Below are 18820 nucleotides of genomic sequence, written 5' to 3' on the forward strand. Positions count from 1 at the left end.
CTCAACTTCAACTTATGCTTGTAATCATTTGTTTAAAACTATATTGACAAAAACCTAGTTATCCCATAGGATATACATTAACTGACTGACTCATCAATCGGGAGGGTTACAGGAATGACCAAAATCAACGGTTTGGAACCCGGTGAAGAACGGCGGGACCAAATAATACGCATAGCAATGGAGCGTTTTGCAACCCAAGGTTACCATCAGACGAAAATTTCCGATATCGTCCGTGAGGCTGGTGTGGCGCAAGGGACGTTTTACTGGCATTTCAAAAGCAAAGAAGCCATTGCTTCGGAAATTATATTAACGGGCAAGGAGGAATTGCTTGAGGCGATTGGACAAGGATACCGCAAGGATGCCGGATCGGTAGAAGATATGGTGAAAGCATCGGAGAGGCTATTCACTGACCTGTTCATGTTCGCCGCACAGAATCGATATTTTATGGAACTGTTGCTTAAAGGCATCGTGACCGAAGAAGCCGTACAACGTCTGGTCGAGGAGACACGAAATGCCGTCGAGACTGCGTTCCGTCACAATATGGAACGTGCCATCGAACTCGGCATGTTGCCTCAGGGCATGGATGTACCGCTGCGAGCAGCGCTGTTGGTAAGCATGATCGAAGGCATGATATCGCGCTGGTTGTTCGGTTCGGATGAGTTGCACAGCAAGTTCTCCGCCATGACAGCTTCTTCGTTGGCAGCTGAGGCAGCAAGCTTTGAATTTTACGGACTATTGGGTACATAAGCATGTGCAAAGTCCGCAGCTTTAATTTTCAACGAGAGACCAGAGATTCACATGATTACACAACTAGCAGGGAATAATGGGTACAACTGCTGTTTGATCACAATAACGTAACCAAATGTACACCCAGATCAATACACGAATGAGAGGAAGTTAACGTAATGAACAAAACATATGGATCGAAAACGCGTAAAGGCTGGTCTTTGACAGCGATTCTGCTGATGACTGTGTTGGTACTTAGTGCTTGTGGAAGTAAGGCAACAGACAATGGGGGCACGAATGATGCACAGGCAAGCAATGAACTGGAGCAGATCAAGTCTGCTGGCGTGATTAAAGTGGGCATGATGGGCACATACGCACCATACAACTTCCTGAACGATAAGAAAGAAATGGACGGTTATGATGCAGATATCGCACGTGAGGTTGCGAAGCGTCTTGGGGTTAAGGTTGAATTTGTATCACAGGAGTTCTCCGGTCTGACACCAAGTCTGCAAGCGAAGAAGCTGGATGCCATTATCAGCCAGATGACCATTACCGATGATCGTAAGAAAGTTCTCGATTTCAGTGATCCGTATATTACGAACCAAGTGAAAATCATTGTAAAAGAAGACAATAACGATATTACCAAGCTGGAAGATTTCAAAGGAAAAACAATTGGCGTAGGTCTGGGTACAAATGATGAGACGTATCTGCGTAATGAAGTGTTGCCTAAAGTGGGAGACTTCACGATTAAAACATATGACGATGTCATCTCTTCACTGAAAGACCTGAATGCTGGACGGATTGACGCCACAATCAACAACATGTACGCACTGAAACCGATTGTTGATGCCAACGGATTAAAGATCAAAGCTGTAGGCGAAGCAATCAAGAGTGACCAAGCAGGTATCGCTGTTCGCAAAGACAATCCGGAACTCGTTGCAGCATTGAATGACGCGCTCAAAGGCATGAAAGATGATGGCACATATAACACCATCTTCAAAAAATGGTTTGGTGAAGAGCCTGCGCAATAATGAACTGGCAAGGCGAAGGGGAGATTTAACCCATGGAACTGGTATTTGAGAATATCCCCTTCTTTCTGAAGGGGGCTTACTATACGTTATACGTAACGGTGATCTCGATGTTTTTTGCATTCATCATCGGATTACTTGTTGCTATTGCTCGTCTAAAGGGACCGATGTGGCTTAGGCTGATCGCAAGGTTTTATGTATCCATCATGCGGGGAACCCCGCTGCTGGTGCAATTATTCGTCATTTATTACGGATTGGTCGATTATGGAGTGACCCTGGGGTCCCTTACAGCTGCTTGTTTGGGACTAAGTCTGAATGCAGGTGCGTTTCTGTCGGAGACGTTCCGTGGAGCGATTCAGGCTGTACCGAAAGGACAGATGGAAGCTGCATACGCAACCGGAATGACCCCGGCTCAAGCAATGAGACGCATTATCTTCCCGCAAGCTGTGCGCATCGCCATCCCGCCGATGGGGAACACGTTTATTGGCATGTTGAAGGAAACATCACTTGTGGCTGCGATTGGTGTTACTGAGTTGCTGCGCTCGGCACAACTGCTGGTATCACAATATGCGGTGAATATGCCGTTTTATCTGGCGATCGGTGTGATCTACTGGATTATGAGTATCGGCTTCTCGGCCATTTTGGAACAAGTGGAGCGCCGGTTAGCCCGCGCTTACTGATGGGAGGAGAGAACCGATGATTACAACAACCGGACTTACCAAACGTTTTGGACAAAATGAAGTGCTCACGAACATCGATCTTCATGTCGATGCCAAAGATATTGTTGTATTGCTCGGTCCGAGTGGTTCAGGCAAAAGTACCTTGCTGCGCTGCCTAAATGGACTGGAAGAACTGTCTGGAGGACAGATTGAAGTGAACGGTGTTGTGGTCAACAGTGCTGATTCGCTGCGTGTACAGCGTGCCCGGGTATTGGAGATTCGCCGCCAGACCGGCATGGTATTCCAGCAGTTCAATTTGTATCCGCACAAGACGGTGCTGGGCAATGTCATGGAAGGTCTTGTGACGGTGAAAAAAATCAAGCGTGACGAAGCGGCCGAACGTGGCCGGATTCTTCTGGATCGCGTGGGCCTGTCGGACAAGCAGGATGCATATCCATCCCGATTGTCCGGTGGACAACAGCAGCGGGTCGCCATTGCACGTGCACTTGCGATGGAGCCTGAAGTGATGCTGTTTGATGAGCCAACTTCTGCCCTTGATCCCGAACTTGTCGGAGAGGTGCTTTCCGTTATGAAGGAGCTGGCAGAGGAAGGCATGACGATGCTGGTCGTGACGCATGAATTGAAGTTTGCCCGTAATGTGGCGAACAAAATCGTCTTTATGGCGGATGGATCGATCGTGGAAGAAGCAAGTCCACAGGCCTTTTTTGAACATCCGACGCAAGAACGCACCCGCCGTTTCTTGCAACAAATTACTGAATTTTGATGAAGATAACAGCGATCGGAAGAACGAACGTATCCTAAGCGGGTATTTAAGGTCGTGAACGATATCAGTTCAACTAAACTTTTTGCACAAGAACGGAGAGGACAGAAGAAACCTGGAGAAGCGGAGCGTGCGCCTTTATCCCCTGATTTTCTCCTTGAAGAAGGGAATCAAAAAAATCTGGGGATAACAGCGATCGGAAGGTTATTCTGTCATCGGAGTGGAAAGTGCAAACCTTTTTCGCTTGAACTTAACCTATTTTAAGAAAGAAGGATAACATCATGAATGTAACAACCGTATGGAAAGGCAAACGCGCATTTACTTCCGAAGGACCGTCTGGCTACGCGGTTGGCATGGATGCCACTGCTGCTTATGGTGGTGACAGCAAGGGTGCAACCCCGATGGAATTGTTACTGGCGGGTCTCGGCGGCTGTATGGGAATCGATATTACGATGATTCTGGACGCATTCCTGGACAAAATTGAGTCGATTGAGATTGAAGCGCAGGGGACACGCAGCGAAGAGATGCCGAAAGGCTTCACATCCATTGATCTGATCTTCAAAGTCGATGGGGATATCCCGGATTACCGTATCTGGAAAGCCATCCAAATGGCTGAGGAAAAATATTGTGCAGTTTCCGCTTCACTGAACGCCGACATTCATCCGAAGCTGATCCTGAACGGCGTTAGCACACCTCGTCCTTAACAGCACGCGCATAAAATTTATACTGAGCAGGCACTTCCAATCGTGGGAGTGCCTATTTGGCTTTTTTAACCTACCAACGAAATAATGTGGTAAGCTCGGCCGACCGCATAAGAAGCCATATTAACATGAGAAACTATGCTGGCTTGTTGCCCGGCAACAGATATATCCATTGTGATGACAATCCGAATTCTGGCGGTTATGTGGTATGATTAATTTAGAGGACAGAACATCCTGATCCTGCTCTTTATATGTAAGCGCTTATACAGATGACGGAAGGTGCAGACATGTTTAAAAGGCTAATACGAACCACCAATAATCTCAAATTAAAGCATAAATTGCTCATTTCCTATGTACTGGTTGTCATGATTCCGGTATTGATTGTTGGTCTTGCTGTGACAAGTTATTTTCGCCAGCAAGCCCTGGACAATGCGATAGGACAGACAATCATCAATGTGGACAAGATCAAGAGCCAGACGGCGACGATGCTGCGTGTACCAACGGATATATCCAATCTTTTAATGTTTAATGCGGATCTCAAGGAGATCGTGAATAAACGGTACAAGAGCGTTGTGGAGCTAACCTCGGCTTATCTTGCGTACAAAGACTTTCAGGAGTACAGGCGTTTGTACCGTGAGATCGCCGGCATTCGTTTTTACTCAACTAACCCAACATTGATCAACAACCTCGAATTCATCCCGGTAGACAAGCAGACGGAAGAGAGCTACTGGTACCAACAGGCATTGAAAACAACCAGCATCGGGTGGTTCTACATTCCGGACAAGGAAGATAATCCTGTACACAAGCTCAGCTTGGTACGCAAAGTACCTTTTGCCGAATATCGGACCGAGGGCGTATTGATGATTGTCATCAATCAGGATGAACTGAATGGATTGCTCCGTCAGGAACAGTTTGAGACGATGATTACGGACGAGCAGGGGTATGTGGTTGCAGCAAAGAATACCGAACTGGTAGGGAAAACGCTGGACGAGCTTGATTTTGGCGTTGATCTGCAGAATCAGGCAAAGGGAACCATTGAAGCAGATTTCCGGGGGGAGCCCTCCAACATTGTTATTGATGAGTTGGGTCCTGGATCGAGCATGAACAGTCTGAAGGTTATTTCGGTTTTTGCCACCAAAAATATCGTCAAAGACGCGAACACCGTCAGCATGATTGGCATGATTTTCATTATACTTGTGCTCGTTATCGCCCTATTATTCGTATATATCATCTCGTTCCTCACTTCCAACCGATTACTCCGGCTGAGTAAACACCTCAACAAGCTGGCATTAGGTGATCTGAATGTGACTTCGCGGATTGATGGAAACGATGAGATTGGACAATTGTCACGACAGTTCAACTATATGGTGAAAAGTATCAATGAACTCATGACGCAGGTAGTAGAAGCGACAGAACAGAACAATCAATTGGAAATCGCCCAAAAAGAGATTAAACTGAAAATGATGGCGAGCCAGATCAATCCACATTTCTTGTTTAATGCACTGGAGTCCATTCGGATGAAAGCGCATATTAAGGGAGAAGCGGAGATTGCCAACATCGTCAGACTGCTGGGCAAGCTGATGCGCAAGAGTCTGGAGATTGGCAGTGGAAAAACAACCTTCCGGGCTGAACTAGAAATGGTACGTTCCTATTTGGAAATTCAGAAATTCCGTTACGGCGACCGTCTTGCATTCCAGATCGACATTGATCCCGAGGTGGAGAAGATGTACATTCCGCCTCTCATTATTCAACCTTTGGTTGAGAATGCGATTGTCCATGGTCTGGAGAACAAAGAGGGCACAGTCCGTGTTCATATAAGTATTCGTTTAGTAGAGAACATTGTGCAGATCCGTGTGGATGACAATGGTGCAGGCATAACGCCAGAACGACTGGCTGAGGTGATGCAGTTTATCTGTGGGCCGGAGGAACAGGAGAAGAGTCGGATCGGCATGCGTAATGTACATCAACGCTTAACATTGACGTACGGGGAGCCATATGGATTGCAGATGAAGAGTGTATATGGGGAAGGAACAGAGGTTTCTTTCACCTTGCCAGCAGGAGGGGACCAACATGTATAAAGTGTTTTTGGTGGATGACGAACCGAGCATACGTGAGGGACTGACTACCATTATCGATTGGGAAAAATATGGATTCCAGGTCATCGCTACAGCTGCAAGCGGGCGTGAGGCTATCTCCCGGTTTGAGGAATTGGAGCCTGATCTGACGATTATTGATATTCGCATGCCCGGTATGACTGGGCTGGATGTGATTGAAGAAGTGCGCCGGAATCATCCGGATTCGCACTTTTTGATATTGAGCGGTTATGCCGATTTTGATTATGCCAAGAAAGCCATCAGTTTTGGTGTGGATGGTTATCTGCTCAAACCGGTGGATGAAGATGAGATCATCAGTGAACTGGAGCGGATTGCTACGATCCTGACCCGTGAACGGGAGACAATGGCACGTCAAGCTGGTGAAGATACTGTCTATCTGGAGCACCAGATTGAGGCGTTGCTCTTTGACAGTTTGGAAGGTGCGGGCAGCATGGAAGAAGATAGCCTGGGGCTGCACTGGCCTAACTATCAGATTATTCTGCTTGAGATGCATGCGGCCCCCGATCTGCAACGAGGAAGTGTTATGAAACGCAAACTGATTGAAGCATTTGACCAGAAAGACCGGGGCATCGTCTTCTCGTTCCATTCCGGTCTGGGGTTGTTAAGCAAGGAAACAATCACATCCGAGTCATCTGCAAGAATTCTTTATGATGAGCTGGAAGGACTTCTGGGAGAATGGGAGGTCCACATGTATGGTGCTGCGGGTGAACCCGTACATTTCACTTCTGAAATTGCGCGTTCATTCACGCAGGCGAATCGTACACTCGGTGAACGCTTCTTGTTCACAGAGAAGCGCATCATGCTGTGGACTGAAGGTAGCGAAGGCAAAGGCGTTGCTAAGCCAGGAGCTGAAGCTGTGGATGGAACACATGAGCCCGTTGAGGACGAACTCGGTGACAAGCTGTATTATGCGTTAGACATCCGTAGCAGTGAGTCCGTTATGCGGGTACTGGGTGAGATGGAAGAGCGCTTGGTCCCATATCACCGAACAGAGCAAGCGATCAAAACGGCCTTCTCACAAGTGTTCTCCCTAGCGTTCAACAAGCTTGCAGCTACGAATAAACATATGCACTCCATTATGCAGGAACATTCGGTTCTGATTAATGAAGTCTATCATCAATTTACGATGTCGGATCTCAAAGTCATGGCATTGGAACATTTTAATCGCCTTATTCAACGTATGGGTGGGGGGAGCAAGGATACTGTATTGAAACAGATGATTGAATTTATCCAACGTAACCCTGGCGAAAATCTCAAGCTGGAGGTCCTTGCTGAAGTGTTTAACTATAACAGCAGTTACTTGGGGAAGTTGTTCAAGAATCATACTGGAGAGTATTTCAATGCATTCCTGGACAAGGTTCGTATGGAAAAGGCCAAGGAATTGCTGGATGAAGGATTGAAGGTCCATCAGGTCGCGGCGAGAGTCGGGTATGCGAATGTGGACTACTTCCACAGTAAATTCAAGAAATATGTTGGGGAATCTCCTTCTGCTTACAAACAGGCGAGAACCCAATCTTCGTCCAAAGCATCAATGGCTGACCTAAACGAGGAATGAGTACGAAGTAATGGGCCTTGCCCCTGCTTATAAAGTAAAACGTTTTCGACATCACTGACATGTTCCAGCTTCATCATATTGTCCATGCACTTCCCATGATAAGCAATGGTCACGGAGGGCACCACATCATAGACTGAGTTTACAAGAACTCAGTTGAAGGGATGGTTATACGATATGAATTTGTCTGATATAGCTAAGGCACGTCATACATTGAACTTCAATGGAACATGGCAGTTTCGATTGGATCTGGAGCCCGATGAACATGTTGCACAAAAGATACTACCGCCTTCACAGTGTGAAAATACATCATGGGAGACCATTCAGATTCCCGGTTCATGGGAAGAGCAGGGATACGGAGAAGAGCCTGAATACGAAAGGCTCGATACCTGGACCAAAATACGTGAGTATGAAGGCTCGGCCTGGTATGCTCAAGATGTTCATATTCCATCAGATGACCCTAGCTGCCAGTATGTATTTCGACTGGAAGGGGTTCGCTGGACAACGGATCTCTGGATGAATGGGCATTATGCCGGGCAGCAGGATAGTCTGGTGAATCAACAAAAGTGGAATGTCACCTCTCTGGTGAAGCAGGGAGAAGTGAATCGGGTGGAGATGCGCGTGGATAATACGATGAAACTTCCGCTGGCCGGAAGCCATATACATTCATTGCATACAGCTACAGCCTGGGGTGGAATTACCGGTGGGGTTTATCTGGACTGTCTGCCTCCATGTCGACTAGAGACGTTACGCATTCAACCCGATGCTGAACATGGGACCATTCTGGTGGGCTGTACTGTAAGCGCTCCCGCAAGTAAAGCGGATAGAGCTGTTCAATTACATGTGGATATCCAGCATCCTGATGGCACGTGGCTTGATCGATATAGTTCTCATGTGAAGCTGGAAGCTCGACCGCCAACTGATCCAAGCTCAGTAGGTTCAACTGAGTGCCAAGCTGTAATTGATCATTGGCGATTGGAACTTGGGGCAGAGAAGTCTGTCGCCAGATGGTCGGATGAATCTCCCAAAATGTATAAAGCCGTGTTCCGTCTGTTTGATGGTGAACGGGAACTGGATCAGGTAGAGCAGACATTTGGTGTACGTTCTCTGGTTGCAGATGGTAAGCAGCTCAAATTGAATGGAACGCCTGTCTATTTACGCGGCTATGTGGATTGCTGCATCTTTCCACTCACAGGTTATCCCGTCTGGGACAAGGCACATTACATTCGCCAGTTTCGAGTCGCCAGATCGTATGGCTTCAATCATGTCCGGCTGCATGGGTGGAGCGCGCCGGAGCCTTTCTGGGATGCGGCTGATGAAGAGGGCATGCTGGTGCAGGCAGAGCTGCCCCATTGGTCTCGATTCTTTGAAAAGTCAGATCAGTCAGCGCCGGCTGAAGTGTTGACCTATCTGACACAGGAACTGGACGGGTTGCTCCTGTCATTACACAGACATCCTTCATTTGTCATGTTCTCCATGGGGAATGAACTTATCGGTGCGAATGGCCATCCGGAACTTATTGCATGGGTCTCCAGGGCAAAAGAGATGGACCCAACCCGTTTATATACGGATAATACAGGTTTTGGACAGCTTCCAGCGCAAGGGCGGGAAGGGGATTATTATATTCAGTCGTTGAACTGGCATCCCCCGCTGGAGTCTGCATATTCTGCTGTACCAGATACAACACTGGACTATCATGCCGTTACCAGACTTGCAGAGCATCCGGTAATTGGACATGAACATGCACAATACACCATGTATGTGCGGCCTCAGGAAAGAGACAAATATACGGGCGTTCTGCGTCCCTCCTGGTTGCTACCCATTGAGGAATCGCTTACTCGCAAAGGAATGATGGCAGATCTGGAGCATTTTCAACAAGCCAGCGGTACACATCTGGTACGATCCTTAAAAGAAGCCATGGAGCGGATCAGACGAACACCGGATGCTGCGGGCGTGCAATTGCTGGATATCCGTGATTTTCCGGGTCAGGGACATGCTACGACGGGTATTCTGGATGTATTCTGGGACGACAAAGGCATTACAACACCTGAAGAATTCATGCAATTCAACTCCGATGTGGTCGTGTTGCTAAGCTGCAAGGAGCGTACATTTTACGCTGGAGAATCCATTGATGTGGATGTTCGCATATCTCACTATGGTAAAGTTCCACTTGAAAATGTATCCATACATTGGAAGTTGATTAGCGATGAAGTGGTACATACCGAAGGGGAATGGAGAACCGGAGATATTCAATGTGGGTCCGTCATTTCAATGGGAAGCATTGTTGCTACTGCGCCTCGTGAGGGGGCGGCAGCGTTTCGGATTGAAGCAGAGCTGCGGTCAGGTGATTCGGACATTCATGCAACCAATGTATGGCATGGCTGGTCGTTTCCTTTGTATCAGTCCCATCCGGGTTCGAATCGGATCTGGAATACAGTTGTAGAGTTGCAGCCATTCCTAGGTGAAGCGCATAATGATCGCGTAGATCACATCGATGGATTCCGGTTGTTGAAACATGGAAAGATCGACTTGGTTATCGCTCAGTCCTTAACACCCAATGTTGTTGATTATGTAGTCAACGGTGGAACTGTTTGGCTACAGCCAATCGCAGAAGGGCTATATGATTCAGTGGAGACCAAATATTTGCCTGTATTCTGGAATTACCTTATGTTCGCTACACAGCCTGGTGCAACGATGGGCATGTATTTGAGAGATCAGGTACCACTGCTGGGCTCTTTCCCTCATGATGGAGCTTCCGACTGGCATTGGTATCATCTTGTAAATGGTACACCAGCGATATGTTTGGATACTTTGCCAGGAGTGGAGCCGCTGATCGAGGTGGTGGACCACTTCCATCGGGCCAAACGACTTGCTTATGCATTTGAGGCAACTATAGGGAAGGGCAAGATTCTGGTGTCCTCACTTCCTTTTACTAACCTGTCGTTAATGAAGCGTCCGGAAGCCTCCTATTTATTTCAGGAAATACTTGCGTATCTGCATGGAGATCACTTTCAACCGGAAAGCTCCATATCAGTTGCACAATTGCTCGGGATCGCCAAACTGCAGACCATTCAATTTACATTGTAGACACGGGGACCTTCAAGGGTCCCTTTTGCGTGCCTTTATGTTGAAGTAAACGATTACTATAAAACGTTTTCGAATATTACATATAAAACTTAATTTTACCTTTATATTGCTTTTAATGCATTTGAAAGTAGAATTTATCACTGATTTTAACGAAATAATGTCTGATTATATATGCCTATATCTAATTTTTATATGATTTTCTCTAAAATCCAGATGGTATTTTGAAAACGCTCTATCGAGTATGATTATTCTATAAAACAGAGGAGGGGGAACGGAGATGGAAACGCTAACAAAAAAATCCGCTTCCGCGAACAGAAGCAGTGACCCCAAACCGCCTTTAAAGAATCGGCGGAACGGAATTTGGGACAGAATGAAACAGCAGAAATATCTCTATCTCATGTCATTGCCATTCGTAGCTTGGGTTTTCGTATTTAACTATCTGCCACTATGGGGATGGACGATGGCTTTCCAAAATTATAAACCTGCCAGATCGTTTGGTGATCAAGAGTGGGTTGGTTTTAAACACTTTGTAGAGCTGTTCAGTGATGAACGTTTCTATCTGGTACTTCGGAATACGCTTGCAATGAGCTTGATGGGACTAGTTGTCGGTTTTATCGTACCGATCTTCTTCGCTATTCTCCTGAATGAAATGAGAGGTATGTTCTTCAAACGTGCCGTGCAGACAGTATCCTATCTGCCTCACTTTGTATCCTGGGTCGTTGTAGCCGGGATCATTACCAAGATGCTCTCCACCGATGGAGGGATTATCAATGACATTTTGGTAGGCCTGAACATTATTGACCAGCCGATCCAATTCATGGCCAAGGGGAACTTGTTCTGGTACATTGTAACCGCTTCAGATATGTGGAAAGAAACCGGTTGGAATGCCATCATCTATCTTGCGGCAATTACCGGTATTGACCAAGAGTTATATGAAGCTTCCCGTGTAGATGGAGCGAACCGCTGGAGACAAATGTGGCACATCACGCTGCCTGGCATTCGGACCACGATTTCCGTACTTTTCATCATGTCGATTGGACATCTTATCAGTATCGGTTTCGAGAAGCAGTTCTTGCTCGGCAACAGTCTGGTCACAGACTACTCGGAAGTCCTTGATCTATACGCGCTCAATTATGGTTTGAATATGGGACGATTCTCATATGGTACAGCCATAGGTATATTCAACTCCGTTGTCAGTATCATCCTTCTGTTTACTGCGAACGGCTTGTTCAAAAAATTCACCAAAGAAAGCATCATGTAGGGAGGGGACGACATTATGGCGAACAAAGCATTCAATGCTACTCGGGGCGATAAACTGTTCGATATATTCAACATCCTCGCGATGACCATGGTGCTGATCGTAACACTATATCCATTCCTTAACGTACTAGCCATCTCACTCAATAACTCGACAGATACAGTACGTGGCGGGATTTACTTGTGGCCTCGCGAATTCACATTACAGAATTACAAAACGATCTTCCAATATGATGGATTGTTACAAGGTTTGCAGATATCCATCCTGCGTACACTTGTAGGTACTGTGCTCGGATTGATCAGTTCCTCCATGATCGCTTTTACACTGAGCAGACCTGACTTTGGACTTCGTAAATTTGTTTCTACAACACTTGCACTCACGATGTATTTCTCCGGTGGTCTGATTCCGGTATACATCCTGATGCGTGACCTGAACCTGATCGGTACATTCTGGGTATATGTATTGCCAGGCATGATCAGTGCATTTAACGTCTTCATTATCCGTTCATTCATTGATGGTCTGCCGTATGCATTGCAGGAATCCGCGAAGCTGGACGGTGCGAATGACTTTACGATCTATTACAGAATCATCCTGCCACTGTGTAAACCGGTACTTGCAACCATCGCATTGTTCCTGGCTGTAGGTCAATGGAATGCATGGTTCGATACGTACCTGTATAATGGTTCGAAGGCACATCTGACCACGCTCCAATATGAGCTGATGAAAGTACTGCAAAGTACGCAGCAAGGCTCAGGTGCTGGACGGAATGCCAATGACATGGCACAACAGATGACACAGATTTCACCTGAATCAATCAAGATGGCGATTACGATCGTTGTAACGGTTCCAATCCTGATTGTATATCCGTTCCTACAGAAGTACTTTGTTGGCGGTATGACATTGGGCGCAGTAAAAGCATAAGCAAGCTTGTATAGGCTGCCACATAGAGTGGCCGTACATCTACAAATGAAGCATCAGGATACCCGAAGCGCAGCCATTTGGTCTGCGCTTCACCGTATAGGGCTGCGGTGTGGTATTCATGAAGCTATAGACAGGGACAAAAAAGTCCCGGACAAAACAGACATATGAAACAGGGAGGATTACCATTATGGCAAGTTCCAAAATGAAGATTGCACTGGCACCAGTGCTTGCAATGTCTTTACTCGCAGGTTGTGGTGGAGGAAGCGGCGGTGATACGTCGTTCAAGGATACCAGCGCAGAGACAACTCCACTTACTTTCGATTTCTTCAGTGTTGATCCCAGTCCGAACTGGAATGGCATGAAGGATGAAGTGGGTAAAGTCCTTACAGAAAAAACAGGGGTAACGCTTAACGGTGAATTTGCCGTTAGTGGTGGTCAGGATAAGATCTCCTTAATGGCGGCGAGCGGAGACTATCCGGATATCGTGTCACCCAAAGGAGAACTTAGCAAACTGGTGGATGCCGGAGCAATGCTTGATCTGACAGATCTGATCGACCAATATGCTCCCAATCTCAAGAAGCTGTATGGTAATTACATGGACCGGTTGAAATACAGTAATGAGGATCAGGCTATTTATGTGCTGCCGACGTATTATGCGGTAGACCAGAAATACTTTGATGCAGGTGGTGGATTTGGAATTCAGCACCGTGTACTGAAAGAACTCGGATATCCGGAAGTGCGTACACTTCAGGATTACGAGAATGTTTTGAAGGCGTACAAAGAGAAACACCCTACGATTGATGGTCAGCCAACCATCCCGTTAACACTGGATGCGGATGATTGGAGAATCATGATTACCGTAACGAACCCGGCATTCCAGGCAACGGGTGCACCGGATGATGGTGAATATTACATCGATCCAGAAACGTACGAAGCAATGCTGCATTACAAACGTCCAGAGGAAAAAGAGTACTTCCGCTGGTTGAACCATATGTATAACACAGGATTGCTGGATCAGGACAGCTTCATCCAGAAAACAGACCAATACAAATCCAAAATTGCAAGTGGGCGTGTTCTTGGTGTTATTGACCAGGATTGGGGATATTCCGATGCAGAGAATGCTTTGAAATCCGCGGGCAAGTCTGAAGCGACGTATTCACACTTCCCGGTTACCCTCTCCGAGGATATCAAGGATCAAACCTTCCAAGACCCTGGTTTTGTATCCGGTTGGGGTGTAGGGATTACAACGACCAATCCGGATCCGGTTCGTACGATCAAATTCTTCGATTATCTGGCTTCTGAAGAAGGGCAAGTATTGATGAACTGGGGAATTGAAGGTAAACAGTATGAAGTGAAGGACGGCAAACGTGTCATTCCTGCCGACATTCAGGACCAAAAAACGAATAATGCAGCTGTGTTCCAGAAAGAGACGGGTATAGGACTGTACACCAATATCTCTGGGCACTATGGAGATGGTGTGAAGGATTCAACGGACAATTACTACACTACGAATTTCCCTGAACAGATCGTGGCGGCATATTCCGATGCTGAGAAAGAAACACTTAAAGCTTACGGAGCTACAACTTGGAAAGATATGTTCCCTAGTGAAGACGAGTTCCCAATCAAACCATGGGGAGCAGCATACAATCTGCCAACACCAGGGGACTCCAACTACAACGTCATCTTTAAGAAAACCCAGGATATCATCCGGAAACGTATTCCAGAAGCCATTTTGAGTACTCCTGAGCAGTTCGATGCCATCTATGATGGCATGATTACAGAAGTGAACCAAGCAGGAGCAGAGGACATGGAAAAACAATATACAGAACTCGTTCAAAACCGTGTTCAGTTGTGGAGCGGTGAAGAGGCTAAATAAACAATAAGCAAGACAGATTTAAAAAGAGAAAGAACCCGTGTTATACGGGTTCTTTTTTTATCTAAAACGTTTTCTAAAAAACGTTTTCAATTTTATAAATTCACTATTGACAAGGACTTTAAGAGGCATTATTATTCAATTATGAAAGCACTTACATTTGCTTGTACATCATGTGATATGTAGCCTGATTGCAGGGGTGAAAATTCCCTAAGGGGAAGGAAGTAAGGTAGTGTAGGGCAGTTTTTCATTTTTCAGAAAACGCTTCTAATGTTATAAGAACAAGAAAATGACATTCGTTTCATCTGGTCACGGTATGTGCAGGTCAGCCTGTTATACAAATATACAGCTTCATTATATCCATAAGGGGGATTACACATGAAGGGCAAAACACCAAAAACATTCGCAATGCTTCTGTTAGCCAGTGCTCTTGCAATTACAGCAGGATGCAGCAGCAATGGAGGAGGAAGTAACGCTTCAGAAAAGCCGGTTGATTCCGGAGACACCACCAGTCCAGTAACCTTTACATTCTTTGGTGCAGATGCAAGTCCGAACTGGAACAACATGAAGGATGCTGTCGGTCAAGAGATTACCAAGGCAACGGGAGTTACAATTGAGGCTGAGTATGATGTGAATAATGGTGGAGATCAAAAGATTCCTTTGATGGCTGCGAGTGGTGATTACCCTGATATTATCTATCCTAAAGGCAACTTGTCGAAGCTTGTGGATGCAGGCGCGATGCTGGACCTGACCGATCTGATTGAGGAGCATGCTCCCAATTTGAAAAAAATCTATGGTGATCAGATGAACCGTCTGAAATATAGCTTGGAAGATCAAGCGATCTATACGATTCCGACCAATATGGGTGTAGATAACGTTGCATTTGACGCTACGGGCGGATTCGAGATTCAACAAAGAGTATTAAAAGAGCTTGGCTACCCTGAAGTGAAAACGCTTGAGGATTATGAAAACGTACTGAGAACGTATTATGAAAAACATCCAACGATTGATGGTCAACCGACTATTCCGTTGACATTAAACGCAGATGACTGGAAGATCATGATCACGGTAACGAACCCTGCATTCCAAGCTACGGGTGGACCGGATGATGGTGAGTATTATATCAATCCTGAGACCTATGAAGCCGTTCTCCACTACAAACGTCCTGAGGAAAAGGAATATTTCCGTTGGTTGAACAAAATGTACAATGAAGGTCTGCTGGACAAAGACACATTTGTTCAAAAAGATGACCAATATAAATCCAAAATTGCCAGTGGCCGCGTACTTGGTCTGATCGACCAGGAATGGAACTATGGTGAGGCGGAAAATGCTTTGAAATCGTCCAACGGTGGCGATAAAACATATGCTCACTTCTCCGTGTCCCTGAACAAGGACATTGTGGACCATACATTCCAGCCGACAGGTTTTGACGGTTACGGCATTGGAATTACAACTTCAGCCAAAGATCCGGTGCGCATTATCAAATTCATGGATTGGCTTGCATCTGATGAAGGTCAAGTCCTGAGAAACTGGGGCGTTGAAGGCAAGCACTACCAAGTAGAGAATGGCAAACGCGTTATCCCGGCAGAAGTACAAGATCGCAAAACCAATGATAACTCTGCCTTCACGAAAGAGTCTGGCGTGGGTATGTACAATATATTCAGTGCGAGATACGGAGATGGCGTGAAAGATGCTACGGATAACTATTACACAACCAACTTCCCTGAGCAGATTCAGGCTGGATACACTGCAGCAGAGAAAGAGACATTGAAAGCTTATGGTATTACAACTTGGAAAGATTTCTACCCTTCCGAAGATGATCTGAAATTGAAAGATTGGGGCGCAGCATATAACATGCCTGTACCTTCTGACACGGATTACAATGTAACGTTCCAAAAAACACAGGATATCGTACGCAAACGTATTCCAGAGGCGATCCTTGCCAAACCTGAAAACTTCGACAGCGTATACGATGGTCTCTTGGCTGAACTTGATAAAGCAGGTGCAGTGGAGATGGAAAAACAATATACGGTATGGATTAAAAATCGGGTATCCCTCTGGACTGGTAAAGACGTGAAATAAGGTTGAAAACCAAGCATTAAAGTGAAGGATTTTCATAGCGAAAAAAGCCCTTGAGAAAGGGCTTTTTTTATTGTTGACGTAAGCGGATGGATAGCCTATAATCTATCATGTAAGCACTTTCAGTAAGCGTTTTATAGTATGTTTCGAAAACGTTTTATGTCTGTTATAAGAACAATGTTGTAAAATAGTTGCTGCTGACAATTATCTTTGAAAATCAGGCTTTTACAGCATAAGTCGTAAGCGCATTCAAAAAAAGTGGTATCCTCAGGCATAAAGCCTGTTATACAGATAAAACCTTCATAAATAATAGGGGGAACTAGACAATGAGAGGCAAGATGAAAGGTAATACACCCAAGACGTTTGCAATGTTGATGCTCGCAAGTGCAATGCTGGTCACAGCTGGATGCGGGAATTCGGGAACAAAAGAAACTACGGAGTCCAGTGGAACTGAACCAATTACAGTGACGTTCTTCGGTGCAGATCCAAGCCCGACCTGGAACAAGATGCAAGATGCAGTCGGTAAAGAGATTACTAAACAAACAGGCGTTACGATTGAAGCTGAGTATGATGTGAACAACGGTGGCGATCAGAAGATTGCACTTATGGCGGCCAGCGGTGATTACCCTGACCTCATCTTCCCTAAAGGTAACTTGTCTAAGCTTGTGGATGCAGGTGCAATGCTGGATTTGACCGATCTGATTGAAGAGCATGCTCCGAACCTGAAAAAAATCTATGGCGACCAGATGAACCGTCTGAAATATAACACGGAAGATCAGTCGATATATACGATCCCAACAAACATGGGTGTAGATAATGTTGTATTTGATGCAGGTGGCGGATTCGAAATTCAACAAAGAGTATTGAAAGAGCTTGGATACCCTGAAGTGAAGACACTTGAGGATTATGAGAATGTACTAAAAGCCTATTATGAAAAACATCCAACCATTGATGGTCAACCAACCATTCCGTTGACATTGAATGCAGATGACTGGAAGATCATGATCACGGTAACGAACCCGGCCTTCCAGGCAACAGGTGCCCCTGATGATGGTGAATACTACATTAACCCTGAAACGTATGAAGCGATGCTTCACTACAAGCGTCCAGAAGAGAAAGAGTACTTCCGTTGGTTGAACAAAATGTATAATGAAGGACTGTTGGACAAGGATACATTTGTTCAAAAGGATGATCAATATAAGTCCAAAATTGCCAGTGGCCGTGTACTCGGTCTGATCGATCAAGAGTGGAACTATCAAGAAGCTGAAAATGCACTCAAATCAGCAGGCAAGGACGATGCCACATATGCTCACTTCTCCGTGTCTTTGAACAAGGATATTGTAGATCATACGTTCCAACCAACCGGATTTGACGGTTACGGCATCGGGATCACAACTTCGGCCAAAGATCCGGTACGTATCATCAAATTCTTGGATTGGCTTGCTTCTGATGAAGGACAAGTGTTGAGAAACTGGGGTATTGAAGGCCAACACTATAACGTCGAAAATGGCAAACGTGTGATTCCTGACGAGATTCAGGATCGCAAAACCAATGACAACTCGAATTTCAGCAAAGAAACAGGCATTGGGATGTATAGTGCCTTTAGTGCAAGATACGGCGATGGTGTGAAAGATTCTACGGATAACTATTATACAACGAACTTCCCTGAGCAGATTCAAGCGGGTTATACTGCAGCCGAGAAGGAAACGTTGAAAGCCTACGGTATTACAACATGGAAAGATTTCTATCCTTCCGAAGATGATCTGAAGCTCAAGGAATGGGGAGCAGCATACAACATGTCTGTACCTTCAGGTACAGATTATGAAGTAACGTTCCGAAAAACACAGGATATCGTTCGTAAACGTATTCCGGAGGCTGTTCTGACTTCACCAGCAAACTTTGACGCAACCTATGATGCTTTCCTGGATGAATTGGACAAAGCAGGTGCAGTGGAGATGGAGAAACAATATACCGTTTGGGTGAAAGACCGTGTCTCCCTTTGGACAGGAAAAGATATAAAATAACATGGATTGTCCTCAAC

General features: G+C 45.7%; 13 protein-coding genes. All 13 read left to right on the forward strand.

The annotated features are described in order from the left end of the window. The first annotated feature begins 114 nt into the window (after nt 1-114). The 13 genes from ACX9NY_RS28140 (at nt 115) to ACX9NY_RS28200 (ending at nt 18803) form a co-directional block, all read left to right on the forward strand. Complete coding sequence (locus tag ACX9NY_RS28140; RefSeq protein WP_472476316.1) at nt 115-747, forward strand: TetR/AcrR family transcriptional regulator; 633 nt, start codon at nt 115-117, stop codon at nt 745-747. A 158-nt stretch (nt 748-905) separates the two neighbouring features. Beyond that, entirely contained in the window at nt 906-1757 is an 852-nt protein-coding gene (locus ACX9NY_RS28145) for a substrate-binding periplasmic protein (protein ID WP_472476318.1), read from the forward strand. 32 nt (nt 1758-1789) lie between these two features. After that, entirely contained in the window at nt 1790-2434 is a 645-nt protein-coding gene (locus tag ACX9NY_RS28150; protein ID WP_253441002.1) for an amino acid ABC transporter permease, read from the forward strand. 16 nt (nt 2435-2450) lie between these two features. Next, entirely contained in the window at nt 2451-3197 is a 747-nt protein-coding gene (locus tag ACX9NY_RS28155) for an amino acid ABC transporter ATP-binding protein (protein WP_339257462.1), read from the forward strand. Nucleotides 3198-3475: 278 nt separating this feature from the next. Then, nucleotides 3476-3898, forward strand: a complete 423-nt coding sequence (locus ACX9NY_RS28160; protein WP_017692209.1) for an OsmC family protein — start codon at nt 3476-3478, stop codon at nt 3896-3898. Between the two features lie 284 nt (nt 3899-4182). After that, a complete protein-coding gene (locus ACX9NY_RS28165; protein ID WP_339257457.1) occupies nt 4183-5973 on the forward strand; it encodes a sensor histidine kinase in 1791 nt (596 codons plus the stop codon). Next, nucleotides 5966-7564 (forward strand): response regulator, encoded by a 1599-nt coding sequence (locus ACX9NY_RS28170; RefSeq protein WP_472476321.1) that lies wholly within the window; start codon nt 5966-5968, stop codon nt 7562-7564. Before ACX9NY_RS28165 ends, ACX9NY_RS28170 begins: the two co-directional genes overlap by 8 nt. A 174-nt stretch (nt 7565-7738) precedes the next feature. Further along, on the forward strand, nt 7739-10648 hold the full coding sequence (locus ACX9NY_RS28175; RefSeq protein ID WP_472476323.1) for a glycoside hydrolase family 2 protein: 2910 nt from the start codon (nt 7739-7741) through the stop codon (nt 10646-10648). Between the two features lie 277 nt (nt 10649-10925). After that, on the forward strand, nt 10926-11909 hold the full coding sequence (locus ACX9NY_RS28180; RefSeq protein ID WP_339257451.1) for an ABC transporter permease: 984 nt from the start codon (nt 10926-10928) through the stop codon (nt 11907-11909). 15 nt (nt 11910-11924) lie between these two features. Further along, nucleotides 11925-12827, forward strand: a complete 903-nt coding sequence (locus tag ACX9NY_RS28185; protein ID WP_278298248.1) for a carbohydrate ABC transporter permease — start codon at nt 11925-11927, stop codon at nt 12825-12827. 187 nt (nt 12828-13014) lie between these two features. Continuing rightward, entirely contained in the window at nt 13015-14703 is a 1689-nt protein-coding gene (locus ACX9NY_RS28190; protein WP_339237809.1) for an ABC transporter substrate-binding protein, read from the forward strand. A gap of 375 nt (nt 14704-15078) precedes the next feature. Further along, entirely contained in the window at nt 15079-16782 is a 1704-nt protein-coding gene (locus tag ACX9NY_RS28195) for an ABC transporter substrate-binding protein (protein WP_339237807.1), read from the forward strand. A gap of 323 nt (nt 16783-17105) precedes the next feature. Further along, nucleotides 17106-18803, forward strand: a complete 1698-nt coding sequence (locus tag ACX9NY_RS28200) for an ABC transporter substrate-binding protein (RefSeq protein ID WP_445252588.1) — start codon at nt 17106-17108, stop codon at nt 18801-18803. Nucleotides 18804-18820 lie beyond the last annotated feature (17 nt).

It is taken from the genome of Paenibacillus sp. CB74 (assembly GCF_055687625.1).

Bases quoted from the DNA above. Each gene is read 5' to 3' on its own strand.
- ACX9NY_RS28140 (WP_472476316.1), top strand. From the start codon at position 115: ATGACCAAAATCAACGGTTTGGAACCCGGTGAAGAACGGCGGGACCAA.
- ACX9NY_RS28145 (WP_472476318.1), top strand. From the start codon at position 906: ATGAACAAAACATATGGATCGAAAACGCGTAAAGGCTGGTCTTTGACA.
- ACX9NY_RS28150 (WP_253441002.1), top strand. From the start codon at position 1,790: ATGGAACTGGTATTTGAGAATATCCCCTTCTTTCTGAAGGGGGCTTAC.
- ACX9NY_RS28155 (WP_339257462.1), top strand. From the start codon at position 2,451: ATGATTACAACAACCGGACTTACCAAACGTTTTGGACAAAATGAAGTG.
- ACX9NY_RS28160 (WP_017692209.1), top strand. From the start codon at position 3,476: ATGAATGTAACAACCGTATGGAAAGGCAAACGCGCATTTACTTCCGAA.
- ACX9NY_RS28165 (WP_339257457.1), top strand. From the start codon at position 4,183: ATGTTTAAAAGGCTAATACGAACCACCAATAATCTCAAATTAAAGCAT.
- ACX9NY_RS28170 (WP_472476321.1), top strand. From the start codon at position 5,966: ATGTATAAAGTGTTTTTGGTGGATGACGAACCGAGCATACGTGAGGGA.
- ACX9NY_RS28175 (WP_472476323.1), top strand. From the start codon at position 7,739: ATGAATTTGTCTGATATAGCTAAGGCACGTCATACATTGAACTTCAAT.
- ACX9NY_RS28180 (WP_339257451.1), top strand. From the start codon at position 10,926: ATGGAAACGCTAACAAAAAAATCCGCTTCCGCGAACAGAAGCAGTGAC.
- ACX9NY_RS28185 (WP_278298248.1), top strand. From the start codon at position 11,925: ATGGCGAACAAAGCATTCAATGCTACTCGGGGCGATAAACTGTTCGAT.
- ACX9NY_RS28190 (WP_339237809.1), top strand. From the start codon at position 13,015: ATGGCAAGTTCCAAAATGAAGATTGCACTGGCACCAGTGCTTGCAATG.
- ACX9NY_RS28195 (WP_339237807.1), top strand. From the start codon at position 15,079: ATGAAGGGCAAAACACCAAAAACATTCGCAATGCTTCTGTTAGCCAGT.
- ACX9NY_RS28200 (WP_445252588.1), top strand. From the start codon at position 17,106: ATGAGAGGCAAGATGAAAGGTAATACACCCAAGACGTTTGCAATGTTG.